This is a genomic window from Stenotrophomonas sp. STEN020, from assembly GCF_056760195.1.
Window position 1 is genome coordinate 1 of sequence record NZ_JBRREI010000089.1, and the last position, 11,376, is coordinate 11,376.

General features: G+C 63.9%; 10 protein-coding genes. 6 read left to right on the forward strand and 4 right to left on the reverse strand.

Features of this window, described 5'->3' with window-relative positions; all coding sequences use genetic code 11:
* Positions 1 to 91 precede the first annotated feature (91 nt).
* The 4 genes from ACVOLZ_RS21430 to tsaD all read right to left on the reverse strand — a co-directional run bounded on the left by ACVOLZ_RS21430 (position 92) and on the right by tsaD (position 5,415).
* Positions 92 to 2,266, reverse strand: coding sequence for a glycoside hydrolase family 3 N-terminal domain-containing protein (locus ACVOLZ_RS21430; protein ID WP_481517897.1), 2,175 nt, complete (start codon positions 2,264 to 2,266; stop codon positions 92 to 94).
* Between the two features lie 206 nt (positions 2,267 to 2,472).
* The gene (locus tag ACVOLZ_RS21435) at positions 2,473 to 3,726 is read right to left on the reverse strand and encodes a mechanosensitive ion channel family protein (RefSeq protein ID WP_481517898.1); all 1,254 of its coding nucleotides are present in this window, start codon (positions 3,724 to 3,726) and stop codon (positions 2,473 to 2,475) included.
* A 117-nt stretch (positions 3,727 to 3,843) separates the two neighbouring features.
* Positions 3,844 to 4,203: a dihydroneopterin aldolase gene (gene folB / locus ACVOLZ_RS21440; protein ID WP_303749954.1), complete on the reverse strand. Its 360-nt coding sequence runs from the start codon at positions 4,201 to 4,203 to the stop codon at positions 3,844 to 3,846.
* 165 nt (positions 4,204 to 4,368) lie between these two features.
* Positions 4,369 to 5,415: a tRNA (adenosine(37)-N6)-threonylcarbamoyltransferase complex transferase subunit TsaD gene (gene tsaD / locus ACVOLZ_RS21445; protein ID WP_481517899.1), complete on the reverse strand. Its 1,047-nt coding sequence runs from the start codon at positions 5,413 to 5,415 to the stop codon at positions 4,369 to 4,371.
* A 126-nt stretch (positions 5,416 to 5,541) separates the two neighbouring features.
* On the opposite strand from tsaD, the gene rpsU reads away from it, so the two are divergent.
* From rpsU to ACVOLZ_RS21475, 6 genes are all read left to right on the forward strand, one after another.
* Positions 5,542 to 5,757 carry a 30S ribosomal protein S21 gene (gene rpsU / locus ACVOLZ_RS21450; protein ID WP_002808376.1) on the forward strand — a complete coding sequence of 72 codons (216 nt, stop codon included), beginning with the start codon at positions 5,542 to 5,544 and terminating at the stop codon, positions 5,755 to 5,757.
* A 144-nt stretch (positions 5,758 to 5,901) separates the two neighbouring features.
* Positions 5,902 to 6,348, forward strand: a complete 447-nt coding sequence (locus ACVOLZ_RS21455) for a GatB/YqeY domain-containing protein (protein ID WP_481517900.1) — start codon at positions 5,902 to 5,904, stop codon at positions 6,346 to 6,348.
* A 439-nt stretch (positions 6,349 to 6,787) separates the two neighbouring features.
* Positions 6,788 to 7,687 (forward strand): YihY/virulence factor BrkB family protein, encoded by a 900-nt coding sequence (locus ACVOLZ_RS21460; RefSeq protein ID WP_481517901.1) that lies wholly within the window; start codon positions 6,788 to 6,790, stop codon positions 7,685 to 7,687.
* 315 nt (positions 7,688 to 8,002) lie between these two features.
* A complete protein-coding gene (dnaG, locus tag ACVOLZ_RS21465) occupies positions 8,003 to 9,739 on the forward strand; it encodes a DNA primase (protein ID WP_481517902.1) in 1,737 nt (578 codons plus the stop codon).
* A 20-nt stretch (positions 9,740 to 9,759) separates the two neighbouring features.
* Positions 9,760 to 10,251: a protein tyrosine phosphatase family protein gene (locus tag ACVOLZ_RS21470; protein ID WP_481517903.1), complete on the forward strand. Its 492-nt coding sequence runs from the start codon at positions 9,760 to 9,762 to the stop codon at positions 10,249 to 10,251.
* Between the two features lie 18 nt (positions 10,252 to 10,269).
* Complete coding sequence (locus ACVOLZ_RS21475) at positions 10,270 to 11,256, forward strand: bile acid:sodium symporter family protein (protein ID WP_481517904.1); 987 nt, start codon at positions 10,270 to 10,272, stop codon at positions 11,254 to 11,256.
* Positions 11,257 to 11,376 lie beyond the last annotated feature (120 nt).

The window sequence follows — 11,376 nt, forward strand, 5'->3', positions numbered from 1 at the left end:
ATGCTCGACAGGGGCACTACCGGTAAAGCCCCTTGCCGAGCATGGCTCGGCACTACCGAAAACAAAGCTTACTCGCGTACAGCGTTCTGGATCAGGCGCCCAGCAGCTCGAAGCTCACTGCTTCACCGCTCACCGAAGAGGCACATACCCATACATCGAACAGCCCAGACTCAGCGATGTACTCGCCATCCACGCCAGTGAACGCGAGTTGCTGTCGATCCAGGCGGAATTCCACCTCCACCGATGCACCTGCCGCAATGGCCACCTTCTGGAAGGCCTTCAGCTCGCGCACCGGCCGCACCCGGCTGGCGACGCGATCATGCACGTATAGCTGCACCACTTCCTCACCCGCCACCGCACTGGTATTGCGCACAGTGCTACGGATCACAAGCGCGCCATCCCAATCCAACTGCGGCGTGCTCAGCCGCGGCGTTCCATATTCAAACCGTGCATAGCCGATGCCATGACCGAACGCATACAAGGCCGTATTCGGAAACTCACGCCAGCGCGATTTGAACTCCGACATGGTTGGCAGCTCCGGGCGGCCACTGCGCGGGTGACTGTAGAAATACGGCTGTTGGCCCGAGGCATGCGGAAAGCTCACCGGCAGGCGCGCCGAGGGGCTGTAGTCGCCGAACAGGATGTCGGCCAAGGCATGCCCATTCTGCGTGCCCAGGTACCAGGTCACCGCAATGGCCTGCGCGTCACGCACTGCACCTTGCAGTGCCAGCGCGCGACCATTGCGCAGCAGTACCACCAGCGGCGTGCCGGTGGCAGCGACCGCCTCAGCCAGCGCCTGCTGTGCCGGTGGCAAAGTTATCTCCACCCGCGACTGCGCTTCACCGCTGTAACGCTGTGGTTCGCCAACTGCCAGCACCACTACGTCGGCACGCTGCGCGGCGGCGACCGCTGCTTCGATGCCGCCTTCCAGCGGTTCTTCCAAGGCGCAGCCCGCCACGACTTCCAGTGCCGCCGCGTCGCCAAGGGCAGCGCGTACACCAGCTTCCAGTGTTACGTAACGCGACTTGTCGCCGAACAGGGTCCAGCAGCCTTCGATGTTGTCGCGGTCCTGCACGAACGGACCTATCAATGCGATCTTCTGGCCCTGCTTCTTCAGCGGAAGCAACTCGCCGTCGTTCTTCAGCAATACCACCGAACGGCGCGCGGTATCGCGCGCCAGTGCATCGTGTTCCGCGATATGCGATTGGTCCGCTTCGCGCTCTGGGTCCAGCGAACGGTAGGGGTTATCGAACAGACCGATCGCATCCTTCAAGCGCAGGATGCGCCGCACTGATTCGTCGAGCACGGCGACCGGCACGTCGCCGGCCTTCACCAATCCAGCCAGATGCTGGTCGTAGAAACCGCTCTGCATACTCAGGTCCAACCCGGCGAGGAAGGCCTTGCGAGTCGCATCCACTTCATCGGCGGCATAGCCGTGGGCGATCAGCTCCATGTCGGCGGTGTAGTCGGAAACCACCACGCCCTCGAATTTCCATTGCTTGCGCAGCAGATCGGTCAGCAGCGCGCGATTCGCGCTGGCCGGAACACCATTGATGTCGTTGAAGGCGCTCATCAGCGACAGCGCGCCTGCATCCAGCGCTGCCTTGAAGGGCGGCAGATGCACATCGCGCAATGTCTGCGGCGAGATATCCACCTGCGCGTATTCCATACCGGCGGCAACCGCACCGTATGCGGCGAAATGTTTGGGCGTGGCCAGCAACGAATCTTCGGCAGTCAGGTCATCGCCCTGGAAGCCACGCACGCGGGCGGCTGCGAATTCGCAGCCCAGCACTACGTCCTCGCCCGCCCCTTCCGCACCGCGGCCCCAGCGCTGGTCGCGGGCGATATCCACCGCCGGTGCATAGGTCCAGTGGATGCCGGCGGCAGTCGCTTCGATGGCGGTGGCGCGGGCGGTGCGACGGGCCAGATCCGGCTCGAAGCTGGCGGCCTCGCCCAGCGGGATCGGGAACACGGTGCGCATGCCGTGGATCACATCGGAGGCGAGGATGACCGGAATCCCCAAGCGGCTTTCTTCCAGCGCCACCTGCTGGATGCGCCGACCCAGCTCGGCACCGACCCCATTGAACAGCGAGCCGACCCGGCCAGCGCGCACCTGTTCCAGCACCTGCTCGGCATTGCGTACGTTGGCCTCCGGGTTCACGTCCGGTGCGAACGGCCGGACCATGTCGGCGAACACGCTGAGCTGGCCGACTTTCTCGTCGACGGTCATGCGGGAAATCAGGGATTCAATGCGGTCGGGGGCCACCAGCAGTCCTTCATGTAAACGCTTTCAAGCGGCTGATTCTAGCGCTACAAGCGTGAAGTGGCTGCCGCACGGCACACCTGTAGTGCCGAGCCATGCACGGCACTACAGCTTCAGCCCCCTCCCTTTGGCGTAGCCAAGGGGAGGGTTAGGGAGGGGTAGCCTTTCGCTGGGAAAGCCCCCTGCCGAGCATGGCTCGGCACTACATGTCAGCTGCGCTGCTCGCGAACTGTCATCAGCATGGCGTCGCTGGATTCCTGGAATACGTGCAGGCCGAACTCCGGCAGCATCGCCAACAGGTGGTCGAACATGTCCGATTGGATGGCCTCGTACTTGGCCCAGGCTGTCGAGGAGGTGAAGCAGTAGATCTCCAGTGGCAGGCCCTGCGGGGTCGGTGCCATCTGCCGCACCAGCAGGGTCATGTCCTGATGGATGCCCGGATTGTGGCGAAGATACAGCTCCACGTAGGCGCGGAACGTACCCAGGTTGGTCAGCCGACGCGAGTTGACCGGTTCCGGGTGCGCCTGCGCTACCTGTGCATTCCACTGCTGCAGTTCCTGCTGCTTGCCCGCCAGATAATCATCCAGCAGTGCAATCTGGCCCAGTCGCTCCAATCCACCGGCATCGAGGAAGCGCACGCTGTGCTGGTCCAGGTAGATCGAACGCTTGATCCGGCGTCCGCCCGCTTCCTGCATGCCGCGCCAGTTCTTGAACGACTCGGTGACCAGCTTCTTGGTCGGGATGGTGGTGACGGTCTTGTCCCAGTTCTGCACGGTGACGGTATGCAGGGCGATGTCGATCACGTCGCCATCGGCGTTCTGGCTGGGCATCTCGATCCAGTCGCCGATGCGCACGCGGCCATCGCCACTGATCTGCACGCTGGCCACCAGCGACAGGATGGTGTCCTGGAAGATCAGCATGAACACCGCCGTGGCCGCGCCCAGACCGGTAACCAGGTGCAGCAGTTCCACGCCGACCAGGATCGCCACGATCGACAGGCCGGCAAATACGAACACCACGATTTTGACGACCTGCAGGTAGCCCTTGATCGGCTTGTTGCGCGCATCGGCGCGGCGCTCGTAGAAATCGTTGAAGGCATCAAGTGCATGCGACACTGCCATTGCGATGGTCAGCACCGTCCACGCATGACATAGCGCTTTCAAGCCGTTGACCAAGCCCGGCGGCAGCTCCGGCACGATGCTCAAGCCAGCGGCAAGCACCACCGACGGCACGATGTTGGACAGCCGCGCGATAACCCGCAGCGGCTGCCTGGCGTTGTGATTGGGGCCGGAGAAGCGTTCGATCATCGAACGCAGGCCGCGCAGCAGGACGCGCTTGGTGACGAAATTGGCCAGCCATGCCACCAGCAGCAATCCCGCCAACACCACTGCCGGGTAGGCCATCGGATACGGCGCCAGCATGTTTTCCAGCTGATCCAACCAACGAATTCCCATTACCGCCATCGCGCACTTTTCCTTTTACTTGTATTGCAGAAACAACCTGCCCGGCTGCACAAACTCAATCGAACAGGGATTACGCTGGCCGCGCACGTGCTCGCGCGCGGCCAGATAAAAACAGGCTCAAGCCTCAGCGCGGCTGCGCTCGATGATCACCCCAACCGCACGCGCACCACGTACCGCGCCGGGCTTGCTCAGCTTCAGGCGTAGCCATTGCACGTTGAATTCGTCCAGCACGATCTGCGCGCAGCGCTCGGCCAGCGTTTCCACCAGTCCGAAATCGGAGGCGCGCACGAATTCCATCAGGCGCTTGCTGACCGCCTTGTAGTTCAGCGTGTCGACGATGTCGTCGCTGGCGGCGGGCTTGCGGTTGTCGAAGCCCATTTCCAGATCGAACACCAGGGTCTGGCGGATGCGCCGTTCCCAGTCGTAGATGCCGATCAGGGCGTCGATTTCGAGCCCTTCGATGAATACTTTGTCCATGGATTTGAAGCCGGGAGTGGGGAATAGGGAATCGAGAATGGTTAAAACAGGGTCACCGCAGGCCGTCAGTCTGCTGCGCGCCGGAAAGATCGGGAAAGCTGAAACAGTGGCTGAAGGCGGGAGTCGTCAGGCCGCGTCGCAACCGCTCCGACCATTCTCCACTCACTATTCCCCATTCCCGGCAGCCACCACCGGCGGCAGCAACGCCATGTCCCAACGCGGCGTCACCTTGATCTCGGCCGGGCCGTGCTGGCCGGCCTGCAGACGCAGGGCACCGGCGAAGGCGATCATCGCGCCGTTGTCGGTGCACAGTTCCGGGCGCGGGAAGCAGACCCGGCCGCCGCGACGCTGGGCATCCTCCTGCAGCTTGGCGCGCAGGCGCTTGTTGGCGCCAACACCGCCGGCCACCACCAGCACATCGCAGCCGGCCGCATCCAGCGCGCGGCCACACTTGATCACCAGCGTGTCGACCACCGCATCCTCGAAGCCACGGGCGATGTCGGCACGGGTCTGCTCGGTCTGGTCGCTGTCGCGCCAGGCCATCAGCACCTGGGTCTTCAAACCGGAGAAGCTGAAGTCCAGCCCCGGCCGGTCGGTCATCGGCCGGGTGAACTTGTAGCGCCCCGGGGTGCCGATCTCGGCCAGCTTGGCCAGCTGCGGGCCGCCCGGGTACGGCAGACCCATCATCTTTGCGGTCTTGTCGAAGGCCTCACCGGCGGCATCGTCGAGAGTCTCGCCGAGCAGGCGGTATTTGCCGATGGCATCCACCGCGATCAGCTGGGTGTGGCCACCGGACACCAGCAAGGCCACGAACGGCGCTTCCGGCGGGTCGTCTTCCATCAGCGGTGCCAGCAGGTGGCCTTCCATATGGTGTACGCCGATGGCCGGCACATCCAGACCCCAAGCCAGCGAGCGGGCCACGCCGGCACCGACCAGCAGCGCCCCAACCAGACCGGGGCCGGCGGTATAGGCCACGCCCTCGATCTCGGAGATGGCGATGCCGGCCTCGTCCAGGGTCTGCCGGATCAGCGGCAGGGTTTTGCGTACGTGGTCGCGGCTGGCCAGCTCCGGCACCACACCGCCGTATTCAGCATGCAGCGCGATCTGGCTGTAGACGGCATGCGCACGCAGCGCAGCCGCCCCGGAGAGTGAGGTGTCGTAGACGGCTACGCCCGTCTCATCGCAGGATGATTCAATGCCAAGTACTTTCATAAAGCGTATTGTGGACCTCTCTGACGCCCCCGCCAAATCGCGGGGGTTGCACGTCTGCGCAAAGGGACTATAATGCGCGGCTCACCGGGTGTGTCCCGGTTTTTCTACAGAGTCCCCGGAGATTCCATGCCCAGCGTTAAAGTCCGCGAGAACGAACCCTTTGAGTTTGCTCTTCGCCGCTTCAAGCGCACTTGCGAAAAGGCCGGCGTGCTGGCCGAAACCCGCAAGCGCGAGTTTTACGAAAAGCCGACCCAGGAACGCAAGCGCAAGGCTGCTGCAGCCGTGAAGCGCCAGCTGCGTCGTTCCTCGCGCGACGTCACCAAGCGTCAGCGCCTGTACTGATCGTACGCGACTCCTGAACGGGGGGCTCCGGCCTTCCGTACTGGAGTGAAAGCCGGCACGCGCAAGCGTAGCCGGCTTTTTGCGTTCCAGATGCCAGCAACGCTGACGTCACTGCCCCATATTCCCGACCCGAAGAGGTGCTCCATGAGCCTGAAGCAACAGCTGTTCGAAGACATGAAGGCCGCCATGAAGAGCGGCGACAAGCACTCGCTGAGCGTGATCCGCCTGATCAACGCCGCCATCAAGCAGCGCGAAGTCGACGAGCGCATCGAGCTGACCGACGCCGACGTGATTGCCGTGCTGGACAAGATGATCAAGCAGCGCAAGGACTCGGTCACCCAGTTCGAAGCCGCCAACCGTGAAGACCTGGCCGTGATCGAGCGCGAGGAGATCGTGGTGATCGAGCGCTACGTGCCGGCCAAGATGGGCGAAGCCGAGATCCAGGCCGCGATTGACGCCGCCAAGGCCGAGACCGGCGCCAGCAGCGCTGCCGACATCGGCAAGCTGATGGGCGTGCTCAAGCCCAAGCTGGCTGGCCAGGCCGACATGGGCCTGGTGTCCAAGCTGGTCAAGCAGGCCCTGGCTGGCTGATCCCAGCTGCCAAGCTTGCAAGCAACAAGGCCCGCCAAGTGCGGGCCTTGTTGCTGCTGCCCTTCTGCCTTTTGTAGGAGCGGCGTCAGCCGCGAAGCTGGCAATACTGAAATCACCCACTGGCCAGCAAGCTGCCGAATCTGTGGCTTCGCGGCTGACGCCGCCCCCACATTTTCGGGCATTGCCGGGAAAGCCTCTGCCGAGCATGGCTCGGCACTACACCCCCTCCCTTTGGCCGAAGGTCAAGGGGAGGGCTGGGGAGGGGTTGGCTTCACCGCTTCTGATCTGAGTCCAGCTTCGCGGCTTATGCCGCTCCCACATCGTCGTGCATTGTCGGGAAGGCCTCTGCCGAGCATGGCTCGGCACTACGGGTACCTATTCACCCTCACCGAAGCCCGGCTTTGCTAGAACGGAACCCTGACTTCACGCGACCTACCTGATGCCTGCAACCCGCCCCACCCTGCATTCGTTCAAATCCCGGCTGGAGCTGCTCCAGCAAAGCTTGCCGGCTGCCCTGGCCCGCCGCTTCGTCGAAGCCGACGTGATGACCCAGGCCGCCTCGCTGGCTTTCTACACCTTGCTGTCACTGGCGCCGCTACTGGTCCTGCTGCTGTGGCTGACCGCCTCACTGTACCCACCAGCGCAACAGACACTTATCGAGCAAATTGGCTCGCTGGCCGGCCCCAGCGTCGCCGAGGTGGCACGCACGGTGATCACCAATGCCAGCGCACAGCCGGATCTGGGCTCGCTTGCCGGCATCTGGAGCCTGATCCTGCTGTTTGTCGGTGCCACCGTGGTATTTGCCCAGCTGCAGGCGGCGCTGAATCTGATCTTCCGTACCGATTCCAAGCGTTTCGAAGGCATCTTCGGCTGGCTGAAGAAGCGGGTGTTCTCCGCCGGCGTGGTGCTGGCACTGGGCTTCCTGCTGATCGTGTCGATGGTCGCCACCACCGCCCTGCAGGTGATCTTCTCGCACCTGCCGTCGGCACTGCCGGCATTGGGCTACACAACCACGCTGGCACTGTATGCACTGGGCTTCGCCTTCCTCTACCACTACCTGCCGGACCGGCCGGTGGCCTGGCGCCAGGCCTTCCTCGGCGGCGCCATCACCGCCGTACTGTTCACCCTCGGCCGCTATGCGATAGGCATGTATATCGCCAACGCGGCGCCGGGCAGCGCTTACGGCTCGATGGGCACGCTGGTGATCATGCTGGTGTGGATCTACTACGCCAGCGTGGTGTTCTTTGCTGGTGCGCTGATTACCGCGGTGATTGATGAGCGGGCGTATGCGCGGCGGAAGGTGGAGGCTGCAGAAGTTGATGCTGGGGCTTTGGACTGACGGCAAGAGTAGGGGCAGAAGCTACCCCTCCCCGTCCCTCCCCTTGCCTGCGGCAAAGGGAGGGAGCGAGCTCTGCCCCCTCCCTTTCGCGCAGCGAAGGGGGTGAAGAAGGTCTGCTTGCGCGGCACTGCCGCGCGACCTGATGAACGACCGAAGGCTATACCTTCGGGCCGGACGGGCCGGGGAGGGGTAGCTCTGCGCCTCTGACTGAAAACCATCAAGTCCAACACCCCGCCAGCACCAGCCCAGCCTAGTACACTCCCCTTCCCCCCTTTCATCGCGCTCCGCCAACCGGCGGCGCTGTTCATTTGCCGCATGGCCCGACTTCCCGACGCGTTCATTGACGACCTGCTGGCCCGCACCGACATCGTCGAAGTGGTGGGCTCTCGTGTGCCGCTCAAGCGTCAGGGCAAGGAATATGCATCGCGCTGCCCGTTCCATGACGAGCGCTCTGCCTCGTTCACGGTCTCGCCGACCAAGCAGTTCTACCACTGCTTCGGCTGTGGCGCGCATGGCACCGCGATCAGCTTCCTGATGAATTACGACCGCCTCGAGTTCCTCGATGCGGTGGATGAACTGGCCAAGCGCGTGGGCATGGAAATCCCACGCGAAACCAATGCGCGCACGCCGCAGCAGCAGGACGACAGCCGCGACCAGTATTCGGCACTGGATGCGGCCACCCGCTTCTTCCAGAAGCAGCTCGAAACCAATGAGAAGGCCCGCGCCTATCTCGATGGCCGTGGCGTCGATGCCGATACCCGCGCACGCTTCTCCATCGGCTATGCGCCAGATGGCTATAGCGCACTGAAGGACGCGCTGGGCAAGGACGAGCGGCGCATGAAGCTGCTTGAACGCGTCGGCCTGTTCTCCAAGAACGATCGTGGCCACGTCTACGACAAGTTCCGCGACCGGGTGATGTTCCCGATCTTCGACCGCCGTGGCCGCGTCATCGCCTTCGGCGGCCGTGTCATGGAAAAGGACGACGGCCCCAAGTACCTCAACTCGCCGGAAACCGCGCTGTTCCACAAGGGCCGCGAACTGTACGGCCTGTGGCAGGTGCGCCAGGCCAACCAGAAGATCGAACGCCTGATCGTGGTGGAAGGCTATATGGACGTGGTCAGCCTGTTCCAGTTTGGCGTCACCCAGGCGGTGGCGACGCTGGGCACGGCGACCACGCCCGACCATGCCGAGCTGCTGTTCCGCAATGCGCCGGATGTGTACTTCTGCTTCGACGGTGATGCCGCCGGTCGCCGCGCCGGTTGGCGCGCACTGGAGTCGGTGTTACCGCGCATGAAGGATGGCCGCCAGGCCTTCTTCCTGTTCCTGCCCGACGGCGAAGACCCGGACACCATCGTGCGCAAGGAAGGTGCCGATGCCTTCGATGCGCGGCTCAAGCAGGGCACGCCGCTGTCGCAGTTCTTCTTCGACGAACTCAGCCGCGAGATCAATCTCGGCACGCTGGACGGCAAGGCACGCCTGGCCGAACGCGCAAAGCCGATGCTGGCGCAGATTCCCGATGGTGCCTTCGGCGACCTGATGAAGCAGGAGTTGGCGCGCCTGACCGGTATCGGCAGCACCAGTACCGCCGCAGCGCCTGTGGCGCGGCCACCGATGCGCAATAACGCCGTACCTGCGCAGAAGCGCAGCCTGGTGCGTGCAGCCATTGCCATCCTGCTGCAACAGCCGTCGCTGGCGATGAGCCTGGAAGGTCACCACGCCATCGGCGGCCTGCGCCTGCCCGGCATCGAACTGCTGGTCGAGTTGTTGAATCTGGTACAGCAGCGCCCCGACATCAGCACTGGCGCCCTGCTCGAACACTTCAACGAGCGCGAAGAACAGGCCGCATTGCACAAGCTGGCCGCGCAGGCATTGCCCGGCGATGAAGCAATGTGGGCGCAGGAACTGCAGGACGCCGTACTGCAGCTGGAGAAGCAGCTGCTGACCCAGCGCCTGGACGAGCTGCAGGCAAAACAACGCCAGCAAGGCCTGGACGACACCGACAAATACGAACTGCGCGAGCTGCTCAAGGCCCGCGCCAGCCTGCGCCTCTGACACCTGCAAGGGAGCACTGCATGTACACCTACCGCCTGTCTCTGCTCCTCTCACTGCTGCTCGCCGCCAACGCCTTCGCTGGCGATGCGACGCTGCGCCAACCACGCCCTGACCTCATCACCGCTGGCCAGCCGAGCGAACAACAGCTGCGCGATGCCGCCGCCAATGGCGTCACCACCATCATCGATCTGCGCAAGCCCGACGAAGATCGCGGCTACGACGAAGCCGCCTTGGCCGAACAACTCGGCCTGCGCTATGTGCGCCTGCCCATCGCCGGTGCCGGCGACATCACCGAAGCCAACGCGCGCACGCTTGATCGCCTGCTCAAGCAGGACAGCGGCAAGACCCTGCTGCATTGCGCCTCCTCCAACCGCGCTGGCGCCTTGCTGTCGTTGATCGACGCACACATCAACGGCGCATCGGTGGAGGACGCACTCACGTTCGGCCGCGATGCGGGCATGACCTCGCTCGAGCCCGCTGCACGCGCTGCGCTGGAAACACCCACACCCTGATCAGGAGGCATTGCCGACATGACCCGCTGGTGGTCGCGACTGCGACCGGACAACTTCACCCTCGCCCTGCTCGCCACTGTCGTCCTGGCCAGCGTGCTTCCGCTCACTGGCAGCGCAGCCAGAGGCTTCGACCACTTCACCGACATCGCCATCGCCGCGCTGTTCTTCCTGCATGGCGCGCGCCTGCCACGCGAATCCATCGTCGCAGGGCTGCTGCACTGGCGCCTGCATATCACCATCCTTGCCTGCACCTTCGTGCTGTTCCCATTACTGGGATTGGCGATGAAGCCGCTGGCTGGCTGGGCGCTGACACCCGAGCTCTACATCGGCGTGCTGTTCCTGTGCGCCCTGCCCTCGACCGTGCAGTCCTCGATTGCCTTCACCTCGATTGCCGGTGGCAATGTGCCGGCAGCGGTGTGCGCGGCTTCGCTGTCGAGCATCCTCGGCGTGTTCCTGACCCCGCTGCTGATGACCGTGCTTGCCGGTTCGCAGGGCGGCATGGCCAACCCGCTGCATGCGGTCGGCGCGATCATGCTGCAGCTGCTGGTGCCGTTCGTACTTGGCCATCTGCTGCGGCCGTGGATTGGTGGCTGGATCGAGAAGCGCCGCGGCCTGCTGCGTTACACCGACCAGGGCACGGTGCTGCTGGTGGTCTATGCCGCCTTTGGCGAATCGGTGAGCGAAGGCTTGTGGAGCAAGACCCCGCCGTTGTCCCTGCTGGCTGCGGCCCTGGTCGCGGTGGTGTTGCTGGCGATCGCCATGCCTGGCATCACCTGGCTGGCGCGGCGGCTGGGCTTCAACCGCGCCGACCAGATCACCATCATGTTCTGCGGCTCCAAGAAGAGCCTGGCCACCGGCGTACCGATCGCCAAGGTGTTGTTTGCCGGCGGCAGCCTCGGCGCGATCGTGTTGCCGATCATGATCTACCACCAGATCCAGCTGATAGTCTGCTCGATGGTGGCTCAGCGGTATGCAAAGCAGAACGCTGAAACAACGCAGCAATAATCGACACCGAAGTTGGTAGTGGGGCGCCGCGAGCGCGCGGGGGCGGGGCGGGGTTAAAAAAATAAGGGGGGCGGGGGGGGCACACAGATAAAAACAAAAGAAAAAAAAAACCACCCCCAC